Genomic DNA, 22,776 nt, shown 5'->3' with positions numbered 1-22,776 from the left:
ATGAGCAATTCCTGACATGGAAATTTTAAATGTTGTTCAGTTCAATCGCGTCCCCATCCTGCAGCAGCTAAAATGGGAAGAGGCATTATTGCGGGCGGATCACAGAAACTGGTGTTTGATCAATCAAGGATCTCCGCCTGCCATTGTCATGGGAATTTCAGGCAAAATTGCTGAGTTAGTTGATCGGGACAAATTGCAAGAAGCGCCTCTTCCTGTGATCCGTCGCTTTAGCGGAGGAGGAACGGTGGTTGTCGATGAAAATACGCTTTTTATCACCTTTATTTGCAATGCTGCCACCCTTCCCATAGCGCCCTATCCTCTTCCAATCATGCGCTGGACTCAAGAGCTTTACGAGCCAGTTTTTCATCCTCATTCCTTCCAGCTGCGAGAAAATGACTACGTCATTGGACATAAAAAGTTTGGCGGAAATGCCCAATCGATTGTGAAGAATCGCTGGCTTCATCACAGCTCTTTATTGTGGGATTACTCATCTGCCTACATGGACTATCTTTTGATGCCGCCTAAAATGCCAACCTACCGGGAAAAACGGTCGCATGCCGATTTTCTCTGCTGTCTGAAGGACCTTTGGCCTTCTCCTCAAACTTTTCAAACTACATTTTTGCATAGGCTTGCTCAGCAATTTACCGTGCAGGAGCAGCCTTTATCTCTTCTAACGCAAATTGCTGCTTTGCCCCATAGGCAGGCGACAGAAGTTATTGCTATTGGCAAGCAATAGCAATCGCTCTTTGATTTTTAAATTTATTTGTTGAATCTATTTTTAGTCATTGACCCCGTCGCTTCTGTTCGATTAAAAAGATATTTAAAATTATTTATTTATAAAGGAGGGTCTATGTTCTTGGAAGATGTTCCCGTCAGCTACTTTGCCGTGATAGTGGCTGCTTTGGCTTATTTTATTTTGGGTGCGATTTGGTATTCTCCTGCCGTTTTTGGACATCGCTCAATGAAGCATGATGCTGTATTGGATGACGATTTCAAAAAAACTCCTGTTATTTTGGCATACATTGGCGAGTTGATTATTTCCTTTGTCTTAGCCTATATTTTGGCACTTTTTATTGAGATCACCCAAGCCCGTGAAATCTTGGAGGGTGTTGTCGTTGCGCTTTGGATTTGGTTAGGGTTCATTGCTACGACCCATTTCTCAGCCGTTTTATGGGCACGTAAAACGCTTAAGAGTTTCTTCATTCATGCCGGATTTATGTTGTTTGGCTTTCTTCTCATGGGAATTCTGATTCCTGCCCTTCGTTAAAGTGAGCGGCGATTGCGTTGCAAACATCCTTCAAAATCGATGGCTGGCCATGCAGGTCATCGATTTCTAAAGCAATTCTTGGACTCCTTCATCGCATATCCATTGCTTGCTGGTTTAAAGCGTTTAAGCAGATTTACATCTATTCTAGATGAGATTTTAGCGGATTTGAAAAGGCATTTAGCAAGGGCAAATCGGCCTCAAAAAAGTTGAGTGCCTTTTTCTTCTTTGTTTCTGCAGTAAGAATAAATTGCATGAATTTAAAAAAAATACTTTAATGAAAATTGAGTATTCAAACAAAGGAGTAAGGATATGCCTCAGGGTGATAAATCAAGTTATTCGAATAAACAAAAAAGGCAAGCTAAGCACATCGAAGATGGATATGAAAAGCAAGGATTGAATGAAAAAGAGTCTGAGAAGCGGGCCTGGGCTACGGTCAATAAATTGACTGGCGGTGCAAAGAAAGGGGGAGTTGCGGCTAAAAAGTCTGCGGCCCCTTCAAAAACCACGGCCGCTAAAAAACCAGTTGCTGCTAAAAAAACGGCCAGCGCGCCTGCCAAAAAAACTGCAGTAGCTCGTACACCAGCTAAAAAGGCACCCCCTGCTAAAAAAGCTGCGGTTGTCCCTGCGAAGAAGGCTGCTCCTGCCAAGAAGGCAACAAGTGTTCGTATGCCCATTAAAAAAGTTGGTACAGGAGTAGCTGCTAAAAAGAGTGCGCCTGTCAAGAAGGCGGTCGTTTCCCATTCAATAGCTAAAAAGACAGAACCTAAAAAAAGTAGTGCTGGAGTAGCTAAGAAAGCCGCCTCTGCCAAGAAAGCTGCGGCAAGTCCAGCGTCTGCCAAGAAAGCAGTCCCAGTCAAAAAAACGGGGAGTGCGGCTAAAAGCCCTACATCAAAAGCCGTACCGGCAAAGAAGAGCGTAAAAACAACTGCGGCTAAGAAAACGACTAAATCCAAACCAAAAGCTAAATCGACAAGCATTTTAGGCTCCCTGTTCTCATTTTAAGCATAGAAGATGGCTTCTACGGTGGGTCCAGTAAGGACCCATTTTTTTTGTTTCAATTTCGGGTCTTACCTTGTGAGGCCGAATTTTTGACTCACTTATCCGTTAGACTCCTATGATTGCGTCCGAAACGGTCATTATTTTTTAACAATGCTGTTAGAGGCTAGTAGATCGAGTGACTTTAGAATCCGCCATGAAGGAAGAGTGGGTCACACGAGGTTAAAGACCGGTTGCAACCTTTTCCAGGATCTTTTTAAGATCGATTCCTTTGCCAAGAATCGGTTGAAATAAATCACCCAGCTTCTTGAATCGTTCGACGGCATTTTTGATGGTGAAGTCTGTCGGTTGTAAACCGGCTTTGACTTCGCTCCATTTTAAAGGGGTAGAGACAGGGGCATAGGGTTTTGGTCTTACAGAGTAAGGAGCGGCAACTGTTTGGCCGAAGCGGTTCTGCAAGTAGTCTAAATAAACTTTTTTTTGCCTGTTGCGCGGAGTGCGCTCAATGGAAGTGATTTTTGGCAGCGCTTGGTGGACAACGTGAGCAATCAAATTGCCAAATTGGCGCGCTTCGTCGTAATTATAGCGGGCTCCTAATGGAATGTAGATATGAAGGCCCGTTGCGCCAGACGTTTTGCAAAGGTTGGGAACATTCCAGCTCTCCAAGACGTGATGTACACCTTGGGCTACTTCCAAAACGTGATCGAAAGAAATATCTTCTGGATCCAGATCGATAATCAGGTAGTCTGGTTGATGCAGCGATTGTACGCGAGAATTAAAGGGATTTAAATCAATGCATCCTAAATTGACCGCGTATAAGAGGCTCTCTTCATCATCGATGACAAGGTAGCGGATCTTGCGCTCTTCGTGGTGAATGGGTTCAGTTCGTATCCAAGAAGGAGCATGGAACAGTTCTTTTTGATAAAAACTTGTTTCTCCGATCCCATTTGGATAGCGCCGCAAGGTTTCGGGGCGGTCTTTTAGATAAGGTAAAATGAGGGAAGAAACCTCGCGGTAATACTCAATTAAATCTCCCTTGGTGTATCCCTCTTGAGGCCAATAGAGTTTGTCGAGGTGGGTTAATTTGAGATGGAGTAGCGGCTTAGGACTGCTTTTCTTCTTTAACGAAGGGACTTTTGGATGGTCCTCGGACTCCGCTAGTACCTCTTTTGTCGGGACTTCCTTTTCGAATGCGACTTCTGTAGGGCTTTTATCTTCTCTAATGCCAATAAAAATAGCTTGACGCATGATCTTGTCGTTTGTCCATTCGGCAAAGCTTATTTCACAGACGAGTTTGGGCTTGGCCCAAGTTGGATTCATGTTCGTTTTAGGAACGTTTTCAAAAGGGCACTTGTCTTGTGCAAGTTTTTGAAGGCGTTCATAGAGCTCTTTTAACTTCTCTTCTCCAAAACCGCTGCCCGTGTGGCCAACGTACGTTAGCTTGCCTCCGTCATAGACACCTAAGATGAGAGACCCAAAATGCTTGCGCGACTTTCTTGGGGCCGTAAAACCGCAGATGATAGCTTCTTGGCGTTGATGTGTCTTGATTTTGAGCCAATTGCGGCTGCGTCCCGATGCATAAACACTTTGCGCATTTTTGGCAATGATGCCTTCAAAGCCTTGCTTCAATACCGATTGGAAAAACGCTTTGCCTTTTCCTGTGACATGATCGCAAAAAAGGATCTGAGAATTTTTGGGGAGAAGCTTTTTAAGCAGCTCTTTTCTCTGGAGGAGGGGCATATCTCGCAAGTCATAGCCTTGCAGATAGAGGAGATCGAATACGTAATAGACGAGCATTCCTTTTTGATTGCGCTGGTAATTTTGCATGAGCTGAAAGCTTGGCTTTTTATCTTCGTTTAATACGACGATCTCGCCATCCAGAACGGCATCCATTTCGATGGTTCTTAATGCCTTGACAAGCGAGGAGAAGCGGGTATTAAAGGATTGGTTGTTGCGCGATAAGAGTGAAACGTCTCCCTTTTGAATGTAGGCAAGCGTCCTATAACCATCCCATTTAATTTCAAAAATCCAATCTTTATTGTCAAAAGGCTCATCGACTAGGGTGGCCAGCATAGGTTTAATCGCTTCCGGCATGGAGCTAGGCTTAATCGAGCCTTGGCCTTCCGAAGAGTCGGAAACTAAAATAGGGTGTCGATCGCCCTTAGTTTTTTTTACTTTTTTTTTGGTTGGATGGTGCGGTTGGATAAAACAGATTGATTTTGCTCTATGACAGGAGTCATGCTTGCGTATTCATCCTTTTTCTTAATGAGCAGCCATTGCTTCGGTTGGCTTTCAAATCTAACCAGAGAAAACTCTCCTTGCAGCTTGTGCCCATGTAAGATGAAGCTGAGGCGCCCTTTTTCTAGGCCTTGCTTGATCAAATGCTCGCTCTCCTTTTTCGAAGAGGCTCTCACAGCATCATAGGTGCCCTCATCCCATACGATGACCTCGCCTGCTCCATAACTTCCTTCAGGGATTATTCCTTCGAAGGTGCGATAGTCGAAGGGGTGATCTTCCACTTGAATGGCAAGGCGTTTATCAGCTGGATCGAGTGAAGGCCCTTTTGGAACGGCCCAGCTTTTCAGGACTCCGTCAACTTCCAGCCGGAAGTCGTAATGCAGGTGGCTGGCCTGATGCAGTTGAACAACGAATTCCAGGCCTTTAGTGCGCGGCGAGCGAATTTTCCCTCTAGGTTCAGAGGTCTTTTTAAAATCTCTTTTGCTTTGGTAATCTTTCAGCGTCATGGTGACCCTTAAGCACTTTTGCGTTGATGCTCTTCTAAACTTTCTTTTAGCATCGCCATGATGTCTTTGACAGGAGTAATCTTAGCTTCTTTCGCTTTGGCGTGTTTTGGCTTGTTGCCTTTGAGCTTGTCGTCTATGATGGCTTTTAGTTCTTCTGTGTAAGTATCGTGATAATCTTCGAGATGAAAATGGGAGGTGAGCTGATCAATTAATTTAATGGCCATGGTGATTTCTTTGCTTGAAGCCACCTCTTTTTCAGGGATGTGGAGATTGGATGTATTCTTGATTTCGTTTTGATAGCGGAGCTGATTTAAAATGATCAGATGATCATGCGGCTTAATCACGGCAATATGTTCTCGATTGTGCAAAACGAATTTGGCCACACCAACCTTTTTGGATTTTTTTAGGGCTTCACGCAACAGGACATAGGCCTTACTGGCTCCTTTGTCGGGTTCTAAGTAGTAGGGTTTCTCGTAATAAAGAGGATCAATCTCTTTTTCAAAAGTGAAATCGAGAATATCGATGGTCTTGGTCTTTTTGACAGTTGCCTGTTTAAAATCTTCTTCGACTAAGACGACGTAGTCTCCTTTTTGATATTCATATCCTTTGACAATGTCTTTATAAGGGACCTCTTTGCCGTCTGATTTGCAAATCCTAGCAAAGCGAATAGGAGAGAGGTCTTTCTTGTGAAGCATATCGAAGCTTAGGCCATGATCTTGCGTTGCACTATAGAGGCGGACGGGAATGTTGATGAGTCCAAAATTTAAGGCACCTGTCCATAGAGCTCTCATATGACTCCTTTAACCTGAAGCTTTTAAACAAGGGATAAGTAGAATTAAAATAAAAACTTATAATTCCTGAATAGCAGAGATGGCTGGAAAGGTCAAGGGCAATAGCAAGGATGGGACTCTTTAAACCCGCAATTGCACCCAATTCGCGCGCAATCACGTCTTAAAGAGTCCCGAAAGAGATTAATGTGAAGCTGATCCGGCAGCAGCCGTATCTTCAATTAATCCCCCATTCTCATAAGAGAAGAAGTAGTCCACGATCGGTTGAGTGGAGAGCGCAGGGCGTCTGTATTCCCATTGCTCGCCTTGAGGGCTCATCCTATCGTGCTCAAAAGAGCCATCTTCCAATTGATAGTGCACATCGACAAAGCGTTTAGCATGCGAGGGTGCGAACCAGAATTTGATGAACTCATCTTCTAATTCCATTCCATGGTTGAAAGAAAAGGGCTCCATTGAATGGCTCACTGGCATCAGTCCTTTCACAGATAAGAACTGATAAGTGTAGGTTCTGGTATCATGGCCAACATTCTTATCGTTAATATAAGTAATGTTGAACGTGATGACGTCATTATCTTTTAAATTGTCAATTTGGTTGGTCCACGTCGTGCCCGATTTTTGCATGCGCAAATTCACTTGATTGCCGTTATTCACTTTGTAGTGAATGTCGACAATGTTTAAGGCTAGACTAGAGGTAAAAGCAGTCAACAAACTATTAGCAGTCGGCTGAACTGTAAGCTTAAAGTCATCTGTTTGATCAATGAAGATCGGCAGGGGCCCAGGTCCGGGCCCGGGTTCAGGCGGAGTTACTCCGCAGCGATAAACGTGCTGGCTCGGACTGCTATCGACCGCCTTGTTGTTGTCTTCATAGGTATAGTAATAATCGACAGTGTCGCCGCTTTTTAGGCCGTGGACTGTATATTGCCACATGCTATTTTGGCTAGTCATTGCTACCGTTTGAAGGGCGCCTCCATTGATTTTATAATTAAACTTAACGTATTGCGTCGACCAATTAGGCTTAAATGTGAAGACCACTTCGCCCGCATCTGCCGCATCATCTGTGAAAGAATGAGTAGGCGGTTGGGGTGTTTGGCCATCCGTTGCCATTTCATGGGACGCAACTGTCAATTTGACGCCATCGGAAAAGGTTACAACGATAGGGGCTGCATTTGGGTTATAAGCCACGTGGTTGCGTACGCCATTCTTATTGAAGACAGCATACGTTGGAGTGTCGGCAGTGATACTTGTATCTACCCGCCCTAATTGATTCACATTGTGAATCCAATGATAAGTATGTGCCTTGCTGTCGCCAGCTTCTGGGCCATAGCCTTGATTTTGATTGAATTCTGTAATGGCTGCCAAGGGATCGTATAGAGCCTTGACGCTCATGTGAATGTCGCGCCAAACATCGGTATGGGCCGCTCCGCCATTATTCAACATAAATGTTTGATTGGCTTTTAAATAATCTGGATAGCGTCCGAGGTAAAGCATGCCTGGGTTAATGGGCAAGAAATTGATTCCATGGAAAAACTGGGCAGGACCACCAAACCAAGTCGCGTAGGCGCCTCCGTCCGACCAAACCATTCCGAGAGTGTTAGGCTGGAAATCAGAGGGGAATACTTGATTGTCGACATCAAACCAATATTGCGGAATGGCAGATGTGGCAGTAGCGTACAAAAAGATTCCCAAATCACGCAAAGCCGTATTACCAGTAAGCGATCCCCAAAGGATCAGTGCAGAATCGTAATCAATTTCTTCCGAAGAAGATTCCAAGTTGTTGCCTGAAGCAAAGTTGGCTGCTCCAGATGCCCATCCATGGCCTGCATAAACATCCATCATGCGAAGGAAAGGATAGGTTTGATCGCTGCGGTCGGCGTTTGTGCAATCTTTAATCAAAAGATTGATCATACCGCCCCACTGGCTATTTTGAGCCCAGGAAGGATCGTAATGGGCGACGCAAGCGGCAGCCATCACAAAGTAACCGTAGTGGAAGTGGTGGTCATTTAAATTGTTATCGCTTCCATAGCTAGCGGGATAGCCAATTAAAGTTCGCCAGTTGTTGTTGTAGTAAAACAGCTGATTGCCTGTTCCATCCAGCCAATTTTGCAGGCGTGTTTTGATTTCGGCCAAGAACAGGTCGCGGGCAGCCGTATGCTTGACTTGTTCGGCGATTGGGACGAGGTGAGCAATTTTTGCCAATGCTTTACCCATCCAATAGCTATCTGTGCCATCATTGATATTCCATCTGGCATCAGGAGATTGCTTGAAGATGCCATCGATATAACCGTAAAGTTGGGTAGAGTTATAGGAATCGACCCCATCCTTGGCAAAATTTGGCAGGGCAGGGAGGACGCCTGAAAATTTGAGAGACGTTGTAAATTGAGAGGCATCGACGACTTTCATGCTGCCGTGAGCTGATGAATAGCTAAAGCCTAATACTGGATCTTTCGAATTTAACCACTGATGGCGATTAAGAGCCAAAACGGGATGGTTTATATTCGAATTGTTGGGTCCAGGCTCTTTTAAAGTGCTCTGGACAGCATAGGTCGAGGTGAGCAGGGAAGTTGCAGGATCGTACTTCCACGATACTTTTGTATCTGTGACAAAAGCATAGGCGCGTGCGCGGAAAAACTCCAAAGTTGACGCCTGATTATCTGGTAAAAGAGCAACGGAATAGTAATTTTTTCCGCTTAAATTGGATTGTAAATTGTTGCCGTTACGAGTCCAGCTTGAGCCTGCTGGGGCAAAAATTCCGTAATGATGACCATTAACGGTGACGCCGACTACTCCATTGTTGTTAGACCAGATAGTGGGATTACCTGAAAGATTGACGATTGCATCTCCACCTGCTTGAGTGACGTAGACAAAAGGGAGGCCGCTACCAAATGTTGTTTGCAGCGTTTTTCCATTGGCTGACCAATAAGCAGTAACCGCCCAATCAGAATAGTCAGAAACCTTTGTATCCGGTGCACTCAATCCTGAGATTCCAAGCAAAAGATCTCTTACATGAGGATAGTGGTACTCCTGAGCTTTAGTCCCATCCCCAATGGGATTAAAAGGAGTGACAAAATGGCTGGTTGGATATCCAACTTCTAGGCCACCTGTTTGGGCTTTAAATGATAACGGATGGGCAAACATGCTTTCCGACCAGGGTGACTCAGGATTGAATTTCCATATCAGCGATGACCACCATTGATTTGTTTGAGGAGCTTTGGCAAAACCCGGAGCCGTCCTCGGTGTGGCTGGATTGTTATTGCGATCGGATGGAACCATTCTTCCTGGAGGCAAGTCGGTGGTATAGCCTCCTGAACCTATTGGAATAACTGCAGCATCGCTTGATGCACAGATTAGCAGCATAGAACTCAATGTGGTATTCATTAAATTCCATTTTGTTGAGATTTGCTTCAAATAACGTCTCAATTTCATTCTATCTCTCCTGGTTTAATGATTTAAAAACCTAAAAAAAGTTAAAAGTGATGTTTGATCTCCTTAATAACAAGGGTTTCGCTTGGACGTGACTGTACCGCTTAGTTGTTAGCCGTTGCAGCCGAAATGTTAGGGAAAATATAACCTGAACTTCAGGTCTGTAGAAAATGTTACCAAATGGATCTCTCCATTTGATAATTGGTATTACATCATTTTAAATTTTTGGAAAGAATTTTTTTTAAATAATCTTAATTTCTTGCTCTGGCATATTCTTAAATGAATTATTAAAAATAAACGATTTAAACTTTTTGAAGTTCTTTTGAAAGAAAATAGGTAGGGATTTATTTAAAATGATAATACGTTTATTTGGTAGATTATGGCTTAGAAAAATACATGAGGGCTTTTAAACGTATAACTTTAAAGCTATTGAGGTTTTTTATAGTAACTCGCATAGCCATCTAGGCTATCTTCTTGCTATTTTATAGCTTTTATATGCTTTCAAAAAAGAGCGGGATTAATCGATAAGTAACTTATTAAATAGCATTAATTGGATGATTCGAATGTATAGTGGATTTGATATGAGAATGAGTTAATCCGCCTGAAAGACTTTAAGTATAGCTCAGAAATTTTTGCCAAATATCACTAACTTAAAAAACACTGCGGGTGAATTAGAAAGCAATGCTTTAGTAGTGCTTTTAGAGGCCCGTAGGCCGAAGATTATAAACGGCGATTATCTTGTCCTGTTTTAGGATCAAAACTTTTTCTTATTAACGGATTGCTATCTTGCCGATCAGTCGCTCTTTGAGCTCTTATTGTTTTTTATTCTGTTACCCACAATTCGCTAATCGCCCACTATGGGTTTTAAAATCAGTCGGCCTAAAGGCCTCTAACATCCTCATAGGGTAGGTTAAATTCATAAGATAATAATAATTAAGTATTTAAAAAAGAACAGAAGATTGACGCAGAGATGAGGGAGGCGGAGCGATGCAGAGATACAGATTTCAATAGCAGTAGCATAAGGGAAAAGATCGAATCATTGTGCTTTTTTGCATAACATCTAGATCATAAGGGTTGGAACATCAGGCAATACAAGAGAATCGTTATCGAGACAATTGTAGAGAGGGTTTTAAATTCATGTGGAAAGGCGGGGAGATAACCTTAGCCCATCAACAACTCATTGCTGATGGGCATATAAGCAAGTAGCTTGATCGCGATCAATCCTTCATCATTCTGATTGAGTGTCGTTAATATAAATACCCTCTCCATCTGAAGAAATGCCTTCCACAGGAATAAAATCTCCATCTACATTCACGTAAATTGCATGCGAATCGACGTACACCGAACCTGGCGATACGTAGAGCTTTCCATTTAATTCTTGAATGCTGCCGGCAAAGCATTGGAAGCTGAGCATGCATCCCATTAAGCTGAAAATGACTTGTTTCATCGCTCCTCCTTGCAAGGTTTAGTTTTAAAAAGAAAGAGCTATAGAATGTAAGAGATTTTTTAACAACCTTTTTGAAAAAAATCTTTTCTCATCCACGTCTATATGTCAGCTATCACTATCGGCAGTTCATTCTGAGGTCAGTTGAATAAAGGTTTGTTCGAACCAATCTTCTTTTGAGTAAATTTTATTGATTTTTGATTTAAACGATCGTATTTCAGGCGAATGTTTGTTGTTTCATCATGATTTGAATCGGCACCAAAACACACTCGATTTAAGGATGAAATAATATGAGAATCATGTTCATGCAGTGGTTGTAATTTAGCATTTATTAATTCCAATTTTTGAATGCTTCTAGAAAAGCTCACAAGGCTGAGTTATGGAAAGAAAGAGCTATATGATTTAAAATATTTTTACGCGATTTTTTTGAGGGTTTGCTTCTTGAGTATCTGTAGATGTTTTTTAGCGCGTCAGCGAAAAAATGAGTGATGAGAGAGGCGGAAAAAAATCGTTCATGCGCAGGAAGAGCTTGCCATAGCTTGGATTAAACATGAGTCTGTGGAGAAGCTTGCCGACAAGGATTTGCGAGTGAAATTGTCTCTTCCACCTCTTTTTGAACTCTTCAAATTGCCCTTGAAAGGCATAATCGGCCGCCATATGTCCTCCAATAAGTGCCATTGTCAGGCCATTTCCACAAGCTGGCGGAATGGTGCCTGCAGAATCGCCTATAAAATAGGCATTGGTCCATGCAGGGGTATTTTTGATCCCGAATTCTGGCAGGGGGGCTTGCATCCAACCGGAAAAAAGATTCTCTCCTTGTGCAAGATAGGACTTGAGTAGGGGGTGCTGCTGGCAAAGGGAATCGATGAAGGCATTGGCAGAACCTACTTGCTGGAATGCATGCACATCGGCCAGACAGGCAATATTGCATCCATGCTCAATGGGAGCCAGTCCAATATAGGCTTTCGGAAAAGAAAACATTTCGAGCCTGTCTTTCAGATCGATTCCCTTAAAATGAGCTTTGACGCCGATGTAGCGAGGAACAAGCGGCTGAGTACTAAATTGAGGGAGGCGGCCTGTAGCGATGATTAAGTGGCGCGTCTCTATTTTTTTCCCCGATGATAAAGTCAGCTCATGCCATTCATGCACGCTTTTAGAAGGGGTTAAGTGAGCTACTTTCGTTCCTGTGAGAAGATTTGTCCCATTGCTGACGGCTAGATCGGCAAGTGCTGGATCGAGCTGCCAATGAGAGAGGCTTCCTGCTGGAGAAGGGAAATTAAATGTGAGTGAACGCGTTGGGGTATGTACATGGGTTTGGTGGATTATCTTAGGGTTGATTCCCCATCGTTGCAGAAGAGGCAGGCTGTCAGGAGAGAGAAATTCACCGCATACCTTGTGGCTAGGGTAGTTTCCAGCCTCGATCAGCAAGGGGGCGCACCCAAGCTCTGCCAGTCTGATGGCAGCTGATAAGCCTGCTAAGCCTCCACCTAGAATGGCAAACTCATGTTTCATGATTGCTTCTCATTAGATTTGCATCAAACGGCTCAGAGGTATCGATCGTGACGGTCCATCTAAAGGCCCAATGCCAATTGATGGAACAGCGGTTTAGCGGAATATTGGCTTCGTTTAAAAGAGTGATCCAATCGGTGCATGTAAAAGAGCGGCGAATCGAAAGAAGGCCATCGTGCCAGACGAGGCGATTGGGGAAGAAGAAAGGCATGATCGCTGCGAAGCCAAGCCAAGCGAGCGAATGGCGATGAAGATCATTTAAAATCACAGCTTGTTTAGCTACTCGTACAGCCTGCCTAAGAAATTCAACGAGTTCGCAGTCTTTCAAGTGATGGCATACAAGAGTTGCTGTGACAACATCGAAAGAATGGGATGGATAGTCGAGGCTTGCCGAATCCGAGACAGAAAAATTCACCCGAGCTTGGGGGAGATCATTTGGTGAAAGATGCCTTTTTGCGAAATCGATGGCTTCCCGAGACAAATCGATGCCCGTTACTTTGGCTTTTGGATAGTGTTTTGCAAGCCGCTGCGTAAAAAGTCCTCCTCCGCACCCAACATCTAAGATGGATTCCGGGGGCTTTTTTAGCTGCTTAAAGGCCCAGAAAGAGGCACGGTCGCCTCCGAGAAAACGGCCTACCCGATCGAGCTGATAGAGGCAATTGCGATATTGTTTAGGCGTGTAATGAGGGGGGCCAAGATCGATCTTTTCGAGTTTACTGGAGCGGTTTTTCATCTTTTTACTTGCTCCATGCGCTTGAGCAAGACTCCTTCTATCGAAAGGCCTGGACCAAAGGCTAATCCTACCGCCCATTTTTGCTGGTTAACCTGTTTGGCGAGCTCTTCTAGAACGAATAAAAAAGTTGCGCTCGACATATTGCCATAGTTGGCGAGTGTCTTCCAGGCAGCCTCGGTTTGAGAGGGGACAAGCTTCATCGTTTTCTCTATGGCTTGCAGAATTGATTTGCCTCCCGGATGAATGGCCCAGTCGCATTCATCTGTTTTTAGAGACGAGGGAATCAAGTGATCGGTAAAAGCCTTGATGGATCTTCCCAAATAAACGGGTACAGTGTGAGAGAGACGCATTAAAAATCCTTGGTCGCCGGCTTCCCAGGACATTTTGTCTAAGGAATTTTCGAGTCCCATGGTGTGGCTATTGGCAATTTCCCATAGCGGATTCTCGAAAGGTTGAGGATCTGTTCCAATGACTACGGCTGAGGCTCCATCTGCAAACAGTGAGTTGGCAATCAGCGTCTCATTGTCTAAGTTCGCTTGCAAGTGCAGGCTGCAAAGTTCTGTACAGACGACTAAAATTCGGTTGCGGGGATGCTCCTTGGCGAAGGCTTGGGCAACTGAAAGTCCTTTAAAGGCTCCAAAGCACCCCATAAAATTGATTCCGAAACGATTAATTGAGGGGCTCAAATGCAAAAGAGGCATCAAAGTAAATTCAATGCCGGGTGCAACAATGCCCGTACATGAAATGGAAATGATGTGTGTCAGCGTGAGGGGGTCTCCGCCCCAGCGCTCAATCGCTTTTTGAGCAGCTTCGTAGGCAAGCCTCGGTGCTTCTTTTTTGTAGACTTCATTGCGCTTTTGCATGCCAGGAATCTCTTGGGGGAATGCCTGGCCCCAAAAATTCCATTCTGTTCTTTCCATGTTAAAATCGTTCAAAACAGAGTGTCGCTTGTGGATAGCCGAATTTTGATAAAGCTGCCGAATATAGCTGCTCTTCGCTTCGTCTATTCCAAGGATTTGCACAAATTTATCAGCCGCTTCACTTTGCAAGTAGTGATGGGGAGGAACGGCGGTTGCAAGGCCTAAGATAGCAGCTGACATGGCAATCCTTTTTATTGGGTGGCGCGGCGTTAACCTGAGTTATGGGACTTCAAAATCCGATCGATTTTAAGTCGAGACACTCTATCTAACACACAAGCTGTTTTTTTTCTAAAAGAATGAGACTCTTGAATTTTTAAAGAGTTCATTGAAGAATGAGGAGTAGGGGTAAAATTGATTGCCATTAAATGTTTAGCCACGTTGTCTAATAAAAGAGTAGGAGAGAGTATGTCCGATTACATGCAATTGGCCGTTGATAGTGCTTATCAAGGCATTGAAGAAGACGAAGGAGGCCCTTTTGGAGCTTGCCTCGTAGACGATAAGGGCGAAGTCGTTGCCGTCGCACATAATACCGTTCTAAAAGATCACGATCCGACTTGCCATGCTGAAATAAATTGCATTCGCGAAGCCTGCCGCCGCTTAGGCACCCATATTCTTTCCGACTGCACTCTGTATACGACAGCCGAGCCTTGCCCCATGTGTTTGGCTGCTATCTACTGGGCGCGGATCAAAAAGGTTTATATTGGAGTCAACAGAGAGTGCGCCGCCCGTTACGGATTCGATGATGCCTTTTTCTATGAACAATTGCAATTGCCACCTGAAGGACGCGAGCTCAGTGAAACCTTCGACCTTACCTCTACTAAAGCATGCGAAGGTGTCTTTGCCAAGTGGCGCCAGCTCGAACGGCGCCTTTACTAACCTAAAATATTGTAGCTAATCGATCTTTCGTCTAATTGAAAAAAAGAGCTAAAATGAGTCATAAAAAGAGATTTTTTTATGGCTAAACTCATCTATTTGGATGATCCCCACTTGATAAGTCAGTCGTGGCAGATGAGGATCATGTCTTTTACGGAAGAGATTGGTTCGGTCATCGTTAGGTCTATTGAACAAAAAGAACACCCGCTCATTTCAAGTCTGATGAGCGCTTGGAATTCTTCTCGGTGGTTACTTCTGCAGAGAAGAACCCCGACTTTTGGGAGGGGAATAATGCTGCGCTTATCGTTATCAACGCGTCTTATAGTCAAGTGGTTTTTGTTTGCTCTGTCAGTTTTTTGGATGGCCCATTTACCCCTCTTAGCAGGGGTTGAGCTTTTAACGCCCGTTGTCATTAGGCAGATTCCACACGATCCGCAGGCCTTTACACAAGGACTCGTGATTGATAACGATCGCTTATATGAAAGCACTGGACGTTACGGAACATCCTCTTTGCGCCAAATCGATTTGCAAACAGGTGCCGTCATTCGCCAGCATTCCCTGCCATTTGAGTTGTTCGGTGAGGGTATCGCGGCTGCCAATGGTCAACTCATTCAATTGACCTGGAAAGAGGGGATCGCTCTTGTTTACCAAATGGAATCGTGGCTTTTAACTCGCCATCTTGCTTATCAAGGAGAAGGATGGGGGCTTTGCTATGATTCTGCCCAGCATACTCTTTTCATGAGCGATGGATCTTCGCATCTTTTCCAAAGAAACCCTGACACGTTTGCCATTGAAAAAAAGTTGAAAGTCCATCTCGCGGGGAAAAAAGTTAAAAGCTTAAATGATTTAGTCTGTCTGGGAAATGAAATTTATGCTAATGTATGGAGAACCGATTTCATCGTCCGTATTAACAAAAAAACGGGAGCCGTAACAGCTCTCATTGATGCATCCCACCTTTTACCGGAAAACATCAAGCAACAACTGGAAGACGAGGCCGTGTTAAATGGCATCGCTTACCGCGAGCAAACCGATACGTTTTTTATAACCGGCAAGTTGTGGCCGTTTATTTTTGAAGTTAAATTTATGCCGAAGAGTCCCTGATGAACGACATTTACCATTCCCCTAAAGAAGTTAAAGATTACTTAGATCGACGCTTTGGACAAGAAGACGCTTTATTGCACTCTATTCGTGAATGTTCGCAAGCAAAAGGCTTACCTCCTATTCAAATCCCCATTCACGTGGGAAAATTGCTCCATTTGTTAGCTAAAATTCAAGGCGCAGAGCGGATTTTAGAGATCGGCACGCTTGGAGGATACAGCACTGTTTGGCTCGCTCGAGCTCTTCCTGCTCATGGCCGCTTGCTGAGTTTGGAGATGAATCCTCTTCATGTGAAGGTCTCTCGCGACCATGTTCAACAGGCAGGCTTATCCGATTGCGTGGAAATTAGGCAAGGCTATGCAGTCGACTTATTAGCGCAATTTGCGCAAGAGTCCTTTTTGCCTTTCGATTTAATTTTTATCGACGCTGATAAAGAAAATAATGCCTTATACTTAGATTGGGCTCTACACGTTTCCCGTCCGGGTTCCTTAATCCTCATCGATAATCTCATTCCGAAAGGCGATAAGGTCGGCTATCCAAGCCATGAAGAAGCCGCAACCGTTTACGCCTTTAATGATTATTTAGCCGTTCATCCCTTGCTTGAAACAGCCATTCTTCCTACACTGGTAGGCGAAAACGGTCGCTTGGATGGGCTGGCTCTTGTGCGTGTTAAAGAGCGCTAATAAGCTTTGATCGTTTCCGCTCTTCTACAGATTCATTTCTAGAGAGATAGAAAAAGAGTGCTGATTGCGTTGCTATCTTAATGGTTTTTTTATATTCTTTTAATAAGATGTTATTTAAAATAAGATAAATTTTATCTAAAAGAAATAAAATAATTATATTAATTTAGGCGGCTCATATGAAAAAGTTTTTATTCCTTTTCTATTAGCTATTAGTCTGATTACGCAATCCTTTATTTATTCTCCTCGTTATTTTGCTTTAATTCCCATTTTTGATTCGCCTCAAGCCGATACTTTACCAAAGAAGTGGCGCAGTGCAAAGCAAGATACGACCGATCTTGTTGCTCAAAATAAGTTCAGTGTAGTCGGATTAGATAGGTTGGCCATATCGGGTAGCGGCCAATTTACGGAAGAAAACTTTACGAATATGGTGCGCCAGCTAGCAGTGGCGCGTTTAATTGTTTTTGATTTGAGGGAAGAGTCTCATGGTCTCATTAATGGTGACGCTGTGAGTTGGACGGATGGTCAGACCAATTATGCCAATGTGGGCAAAACGCTAGCGGAAATCGAGGCAGATGAAAATCTCCGTTTGGTGGGAGCGGTGCAAAAAGGCAGTATTGTGGTGCTCAATCCCGCTAAAGATGCGCAGCGTTTAGTTGTCAAGCAGGCTAAGACTGAGCGGGAGTTTGTGGAGTCGATGGGGTATACTTATGTGCGCTTACCCATTACAGACCATAATCGTCCATCGAATGAAGCCATTGACCAATTTGTACGACTTGTTAAAGACCGTCCTTCCGATTCTTGGGTGCATGTGCATTGCAAGGGGGGGAAGGGTAGAACGACAACCTTTATGGCTTTGTATGACATGATGTTCAATGCCCAAGATGTGGAATTAGCGGATATTATTGAAAGGCAGAAATGGATTGGGGGAGCGGATCTCGTTCAAACGGATAAGCCTCTATCTTTCAAGCAAAAGCCAGCAGAAGAGCGTCTCGAGCTTGTGCGCACTTTTTATACCTATTGCCGCGAAGTCCCCAATTTTGAAATCAGTTGGTCTGAATGGGTTAGCCAGCAGCATGTTTTGGCTTCTAATCCTTAGATTGATGACTTGTAGTGGAGGATTTACCAATAAACTCTCCACGCGCCATCACAGAAGAGGGCATGCCCCTGTAAGGTGATTCGTCGATCCTCCTCTAGATATTCCTTAGCCGGTGCAATTTGATGGATGAGCAATCCATTATGTAAGACCATTTTACCAGTTTCGTATTCTACATAATGGCGTGGTAAATCCTGGATGGCTTCTTCAGGAATCATTTTTGAGCCTGGTTCATATTTCTTATCCCAATAGAACAATCCTCCTCCAAGTTTTGGCAAAGCAAGTGCAAGCGTGAAGCTCAAAGGATTGGATAAGTCAATGTTCTTATAGTGTCTCCAATCGATCTGTTGAAATTGAAGGTCAAAGTGAATTTTACCTCCCCTAGTCACAAATTCTGGATCGGATAAGAAGATGTGAAATCCAGGCAAGGCACGTGCTGGCTCATAAACAACTTCTTGATTTAACTCTTTTTTCAAGCTTTCGAGGAGCAGAGCGTATAAGTGAGAAAAGTGAATCTTCAGAAAAAAATTATTTGCTTCTACGCTATTTTCATAAAACGGCGAGTCGTTATTTTTATCTAAGTAGATTGCTGTGCCTAAAGTATAAAACCTATTTTGGCGCTTAGTCCAAAAAGGACGTAGTTGGTCAATCTTGGCAAGGATTTCTTGGGTTTTTTCTGAACTCAGTAGTGGAATGGGTGAAAGCATACGACCTCCCTGATTGGCTAACTTGCTGTATCTGTTCTGTTCGATAGATATGGCTTTAGACTAATATCGTGGCTTATGGATTAGAGACTTTTATTTTTTTATTATATACTAAAAAATTTTTTAAAAAAGCCAGGGTCTCACTGTTTAAAATTGTAAAAAGCATAGCCAAGCTTCTTTTTCTTTGTTATAAGATTAGACTTATTAATCTGAGTTTGGTTTCGGCTGAATGTTCATTTTGCTATTGGCTAAAAGATAGACCCAGAACTCAAATCCCTCAGGATCTCTATGCTATTCAGCCTCTTTTCTCAAGTCGTAAAACCCACTCTGCTATCGAAGGCGAGGTATGCTACTTGCCTCTTATTAATACTTGCGGCTACGTTGAGGGGTGATTTACCTCTTCCGGCTGTGGAAGAGCTGACATTGGAAGAGAAGGTCGGGCAATTGTTAATGGTCCATTTTCGAGGTCATGACTTAAGTGAAGAGGTTGAACGGCTGATTCATGAGGCTCATGTGGGAGGAGTCATCTATTATCAGTGGGCGAATGACTTGAGTACTCCTTCGCAGATTAAGTCGCTCAGCACGCATTTGCAGCAAAGTGCTAGCAGCAAAGAGCATCCAATTCCACTTTTAATCGCCACCGATCAAGAAGGCGGTGTTGTCAACCGCATCACAAATGGCGTCACAGTTTTTCCGGGAAACTTTGCTTTAGGGCAAACAAACGAGCCTCAGTTAGCCGAGGAAAGCGCTTATGCCATGGCTTGCGAACTGTTAACGATTGGAATTAATATGAATTTGGCTCCAGTCGTCGATGTTCACAGCAATCCTTTTAATCCGATTATTGGCATTCGAGCTTTTAGCTCCGATCCTAAAGAGGTCGCTCGCTTTGGATCTAAGGCCTTAGCGGGATATCAGAGGGCTCATATGGTTGCGACTCTCAAGCATTTTCCAGGACATGGGGATGTCAAATTGGATTCTCATGAAACTCTGCCAACGGTCTACAAATCGATTGAGGAACTTGAGGAAATTGAATTACTTCCTTTCCAAGTGCTTGCCTCTAAAACGCCTGTCATCATGACGGCTCACCTCATGGTGCCGGCATTGGATCCTACTGCTTGTACTACATTTTCGCGCTCCACTATCGAAGGCTTGCTGCGCGGACAAATGGGGTATGAGGGTGTGATTTTGACCGATTCGCTGGTCATGCAAGGATTGCTGGAGCAATGTGACTCCATTGAAGAAGCCGCGCTTCGCAGTTTGCAGGCTGGGCATGATCTCTTATTATTGGGAGGCAAGCAGCTCTTTAATCACCAGATAGGATTCGAGTTGAATTGCGAAGATATTTTGCGCATCCATCGCTTTTTAGTTGAGGCAGTCAAGCAGGGGTTGTTGACTGAAGAGCGTGTAGATGCTTCTGTCAAGCGTCTCTTGAATCTTAAAAAAACGTATCGTCTGTTTGAGACCGGGGAGGAAGAAGAGGCCGTAGAATTATCCTCAGAAGAAAACCGACAGCTGGCAAAGAAAATTGCGCAAATTGCCATTCAAACGATTCAGGGCTCCTATCCCTTGCCTGATCAAGATCAATCATTTGCTTTAATCTTGCCAGACGTATTGAGAGAGGAAATCGAGCGGACTGATTGGTTGACGATTGGCAAGCAAGTTAAACCGCTATTTTTTAAAAACTTGAATCCAAGCGAGAGCGAATCCGAGCACATTCTTGCCGAATGCGAGACGGCCGACATCTGCATCTTTTTTTCTTATAATGGATGGCGTTATGTCAAGCAGTTGGACTTGTTTCATGCCATTCAAAATAACTGTCCTCAGACAGTTGCATTAGTCGTGCGCGATCCGAAAGATGCCTTGCTTCTCTCTCATTCAGAGCGACTCTTATGCACCTTCAGTCCGAGTGCTTACTCGCTGCAGGCAGCTAAAAATCAATTGTTTGGAGGAGACGGTGAATAGAGCATGGATGCTTGGATTCCTTTTGCTTTGTGTTCCAGGCAATGGAACCGCTCTTTCCTCTTCTCCTTTCATGCTCGATCAAAAAGAGGCGACGCATATGGGCTTGCAGATTTGGAGAAATGAATGTGGTGGAAAACGAGAGGGGTTGACCAGTTGGAATCAAGGAGAAGAGTTTGCTTCTTTGGGCATTGGCCATTTCATTTGGTATCCAGAAGGAGAACAAGGGCCCTTTAAAGAAATGTTTCCGTCGTTGCTGGCTTTTTTAAAGCAACATGGCGTCTCTTTGCCCACCTGGCTAAATGCGCATGCAGGCTGCCCTTGGCAGTCGCGTGAGAAATTCTTGCAGGCGCAAAATGATCCAAATATGGAAGAGCTGCGCCAGATTCTCATCGACCACATCGATTTGCAAATTTGTTTTATGGTAGAGCGTCTGCACAGAGCTTTGCCTACCCTACTCAAGCACGCCCATTCCGATAAAAAAGAACACGTTGCTTCACAGTTCTATCGTTTGGCTCAAACGCCAAATGGCTTGTACGTCCTCTTAGATTACCTTAATTTTAAAGGTGAAGGGGTCTCCTTTCAAGAATGCTATAATGGGCAAGGATGGGGATTACTGCAAGTCCTTGAACGCATGGAGGGAGTCGCACCGGGTACCCCGGCCATTCAAGAATTTGCGCAAGCCGCTAAAGAAGTTTTGCATGTACGCGTCCAGAATTCCCCCGCAGAAAGGCGGGAGCAGCGCTGGATTAAGGGGTGGTGCAATCGAATCGAATCATATCTCTCGTTTCGCTTGGTTTAATAAGCCTGGACATTCACCCTATCTGAGGGTCCTTGTGCTAAAAAACATAGCGAGGCCCCTTAAGTCATTCCATTCATTCAATACAGACCAATGATAAATATCATTGCCCAAGTCAATATTTGCGTCTCATATTTCTTTAATTCTGAAAATTAATTTATTATTAACAAAACGTTCATTCAATTCTAAATATTGATCTTTATATTATAATAAAACGTTTAATAGTATTTAATTAATGTAAAAAAGGGATTTAAGGTGGAAATAAAACATAACCCACTAAAGAGCGAGAATACTTTTCAAAGTGAAGTTAGCAAGCCGGTTACAGGTTCTGATGTAAGAATGGCGGGGCTTGCGAGTCAAATAAGTGCCATGAAGCCGGCCGGGTCTGAGTTATCGACGGTGTCCGTTGCAGAGAGCCGCCCTCTTTCTTCTGCCAAAAACACTCTGCCAAGCTTGATATTTCCAACTTCCTTAGAAGAGAAGCAAAAAGCTTGTGATCAATTTAAAGTTGGCGATGTGATTGCGACTCATGTTACTGGTAATAAAGGAGTAGAATTTGTCGATCCTTTGATTCGTCTTGTACAAACCATTGCTAAATGGCTTGGGTTTTCGGACAAGAATGCTAAATCGACAGCTGTTCACATTGCGGTCGTTGTTGGAATAGATAAAGAAAAGGGGAGGGTCATCATTTCTGAGGCTATGCCGTCGAAAGAATCTGGATTGCGGACGGTGGATTTGTTTACTCATAAGTCGTGTGTGTTAGATTCGGGCGTCGGGTATGAATATGAAATTTATCGTCCAGAACAGCAATATGCGATGACAGCGGTCAAGGCTGCAGCGATTGCAGAACGATTTGCTCCTAAAGCTAGCTATTTATTGAGTGAAGAAGATAAGGCAAAGATCAAAAAAGATGGACAAGTTGAAAGCGAGGGCAAGAATAAAACGAAGCCTTTGATGAATAAATTTTCTTTTAAAATGGCTTTAAAAGCCATGTTTAATCGAAAAGGCTTATCTGAATCCGCTCAAAAAAGAGTCTTTAAGGGGATTTTTGAAGAGGCTGTGCAGGGCAATATTTTAATTGGTGGAAAAAAAGGACGAAGAATTTTTTGCTCTGCATTTGGGTCTCAAGTTTTTCAAAAGGCAGCAGCCGAAAAAGCCTGGAATGAGCTCATAGTCGAAAATCCAGCTATTAAAAAAGATTTGGAAAGACTTATCAAACAAGTCGAAGGGCAGGATAATGCCAACAAAGATAAGCTTGTCTCGGGTTGGGCCAAGAGCATGCAAAAACAGTACGGCAAAGAGCTGGAGAGAAAAATGGGAGTATTTGATTACGATTTTATGAAAATGGCTCCTCAAGATATGTTAGCCCATTTTAAGAACAATGGCATTGCTTCAGAGCAATTTAAAATCGTTCCTCCCTCATAGCCCAGGCATGGATGATTGAGGTCGAAAACATTAATCGCAGCCTCATCGCCCTCTCACATCAATAGAAAAAGATTGAACTCTCATCTTTTTCTATTGAGACACATGTTTCCATCATAAAAGATTCTATTATTTTTCATTTAAGTTCATTTTGATTCTCTGTTGTTAAGAATAAATTTTTTAATTTGATAGATTCTAAATGAAATAGTGAAAAAAAAACTTTAGCAAAAATATAAAAAAAAGACTTAAAACTAGATGACTCAATGAGAAGAGTTCTTTAAACAATACTAAGTATTGACGACTATGAAAGAGTCTGGATAATAT

General features: G+C 43.4%; 19 protein-coding genes. 9 read left to right on the top strand and 10 right to left on the bottom strand.

All coding sequences use genetic code 11. The annotated features are described in order from the left end of the window. Positions 1–16: 16 nt before the first annotated feature. Together PNK_RS10925 and PNK_RS10920 are read left to right on the top strand one after the other, a co-directional pair. Positions 17–736 carry a lipoate--protein ligase family protein gene (locus PNK_RS10925; RefSeq protein WP_059062015.1) on the top strand — a complete coding sequence of 240 codons (720 nt, stop codon included), beginning with the start codon at positions 17–19 and terminating at the stop codon, positions 734–736. 114 nt (positions 737–850) lie between these two features. Beyond that, positions 851–1,267 (top strand): DUF1761 domain-containing protein, encoded by a 417-nt coding sequence (locus PNK_RS10920; protein WP_032124499.1) that lies wholly within the window; start codon positions 851–853, stop codon positions 1,265–1,267. Positions 1,268–1,599: 332 nt separating this feature from the next. On the opposite strand, the gene PNK_RS13710 is transcribed toward PNK_RS10920, so the two are convergent. The 9 genes from PNK_RS13710 to PNK_RS10875 form a co-directional block, all read right to left on the bottom strand. Continuing rightward, positions 1,600–2,244, bottom strand: coding sequence for a hypothetical protein (locus PNK_RS13710; protein ID WP_197560212.1), 645 nt, complete (start codon positions 2,242–2,244; stop codon positions 1,600–1,602). A gap of 241 nt (positions 2,245–2,485) precedes the next feature. Then, complete coding sequence (ligD, locus tag PNK_RS10910; protein ID WP_059062011.1) at positions 2,486–4,357, bottom strand: DNA ligase D; 1,872 nt, start codon at positions 4,355–4,357, stop codon at positions 2,486–2,488. Positions 4,358–4,434: 77 nt separating this feature from the next. Then, positions 4,435–5,007, bottom strand: coding sequence for a DNA polymerase ligase N-terminal domain-containing protein (locus PNK_RS13530; RefSeq protein ID WP_059062009.1), 573 nt, complete (start codon positions 5,005–5,007; stop codon positions 4,435–4,437). An 8-nt stretch (positions 5,008–5,015) separates the two neighbouring features. Continuing rightward, the gene (gene ku, locus PNK_RS10900; RefSeq protein ID WP_059062007.1) at positions 5,016–5,798 is read right to left on the bottom strand and encodes a non-homologous end joining protein Ku; all 783 of its coding nucleotides are present in this window, start codon (positions 5,796–5,798) and stop codon (positions 5,016–5,018) included. A gap of 180 nt (positions 5,799–5,978) precedes the next feature. Continuing rightward, positions 5,979–9,218: a glycosyl hydrolase gene (locus PNK_RS10895; RefSeq protein WP_059062004.1), complete on the bottom strand. Its 3,240-nt coding sequence runs from the start codon at positions 9,216–9,218 to the stop codon at positions 5,979–5,981. Between the two features lie 1,225 nt (positions 9,219–10,443). Further along, the gene (locus tag PNK_RS10890; RefSeq protein ID WP_059062003.1) at positions 10,444–10,662 is read right to left on the bottom strand and encodes a hypothetical protein; all 219 of its coding nucleotides are present in this window, start codon (positions 10,660–10,662) and stop codon (positions 10,444–10,446) included. A gap of 459 nt (positions 10,663–11,121) precedes the next feature. After that, positions 11,122–12,171: an NAD(P)/FAD-dependent oxidoreductase gene (locus tag PNK_RS10885; RefSeq protein WP_059062001.1), complete on the bottom strand. Its 1,050-nt coding sequence runs from the start codon at positions 12,169–12,171 to the stop codon at positions 11,122–11,124. After that, a complete protein-coding gene (locus tag PNK_RS10880) occupies positions 12,161–12,901 on the bottom strand; it encodes a methyltransferase domain-containing protein (RefSeq protein ID WP_059061999.1) in 741 nt (246 codons plus the stop codon). Before PNK_RS10880 ends, PNK_RS10885 begins: the two co-directional genes overlap by 11 nt. Continuing rightward, the gene (locus tag PNK_RS10875; protein WP_032124494.1) at positions 12,898–14,001 is read right to left on the bottom strand and encodes a type III polyketide synthase; all 1,104 of its coding nucleotides are present in this window, start codon (positions 13,999–14,001) and stop codon (positions 12,898–12,900) included. Before PNK_RS10875 ends, PNK_RS10880 begins: the two co-directional genes overlap by 4 nt. 225 nt (positions 14,002–14,226) lie before the next feature. Here PNK_RS10875 and PNK_RS10870 point away from each other — a divergent pair, with 225 nt between their 5' ends. The 4 genes from PNK_RS10870 to PNK_RS10855 all read left to right on the top strand — a co-directional run bounded on the left by PNK_RS10870 (position 14,227) and on the right by PNK_RS10855 (position 17,571). Then, a complete protein-coding gene (locus PNK_RS10870) occupies positions 14,227–14,697 on the top strand; it encodes a nucleoside deaminase (RefSeq protein ID WP_032124493.1) in 471 nt (156 codons plus the stop codon). Positions 14,698–14,775: 78 nt separating this feature from the next. Next, on the top strand, positions 14,776–15,795 hold the full coding sequence (locus PNK_RS10865; protein WP_059061997.1) for a glutaminyl-peptide cyclotransferase: 1,020 nt from the start codon (positions 14,776–14,778) through the stop codon (positions 15,793–15,795). Next, the gene (locus PNK_RS10860) at positions 15,795–16,475 is read left to right on the top strand and encodes an O-methyltransferase (RefSeq protein ID WP_079992910.1); all 681 of its coding nucleotides are present in this window, start codon (positions 15,795–15,797) and stop codon (positions 16,473–16,475) included. The genes PNK_RS10865 and PNK_RS10860 overlap by 1 nt, the downstream gene beginning before the upstream one ends. Positions 16,476–16,851: 376 nt before the next feature. After that, complete coding sequence (locus PNK_RS10855) at positions 16,852–17,571, top strand: phosphatase domain-containing protein (RefSeq protein ID WP_158021794.1); 720 nt, start codon at positions 16,852–16,854, stop codon at positions 17,569–17,571. A gap of 23 nt (positions 17,572–17,594) precedes the next feature. On the opposite strand, the gene PNK_RS10850 is transcribed toward PNK_RS10855, so the two are convergent. Beyond that, on the bottom strand, positions 17,595–18,275 hold the full coding sequence (locus PNK_RS10850; protein ID WP_059061993.1) for a hypothetical protein: 681 nt from the start codon (positions 18,273–18,275) through the stop codon (positions 17,595–17,597). 285 nt (positions 18,276–18,560) lie between these two features. Here PNK_RS10850 and PNK_RS10840 point away from each other — a divergent pair, with 285 nt between their 5' ends. The 3 genes from PNK_RS10840 (at position 18,561) to PNK_RS10830 (ending at position 22,455) form a co-directional block, all read left to right on the top strand. Further along, positions 18,561–20,234: a glycoside hydrolase family 3 protein gene (locus PNK_RS10840; protein WP_079992909.1), complete on the top strand. Its 1,674-nt coding sequence runs from the start codon at positions 18,561–18,563 to the stop codon at positions 20,232–20,234. Then, positions 20,227–21,033 (top strand): hypothetical protein, encoded by an 807-nt coding sequence (locus PNK_RS10835; RefSeq protein ID WP_231909251.1) that lies wholly within the window; start codon positions 20,227–20,229, stop codon positions 21,031–21,033. The genes PNK_RS10840 and PNK_RS10835 overlap by 8 nt, the downstream gene beginning before the upstream one ends. Positions 21,034–21,285: 252 nt before the next feature. Then, positions 21,286–22,455, top strand: coding sequence for a hypothetical protein (locus PNK_RS10830; RefSeq protein ID WP_059061988.1), 1,170 nt, complete (start codon positions 21,286–21,288; stop codon positions 22,453–22,455). Positions 22,456–22,776 lie beyond the last annotated feature (321 nt).

It is taken from the genome of Candidatus Protochlamydia naegleriophila, from assembly GCF_001499655.1.
GTDB classification, from domain to species: domain Bacteria; phylum Chlamydiota; class Chlamydiia; order Chlamydiales; family Parachlamydiaceae; genus Protochlamydia; species Protochlamydia naegleriophila.
Note: the sequence above shows the minus strand (reverse complement) of the source record. Positions and strands in the feature narration are given on the sequence as shown.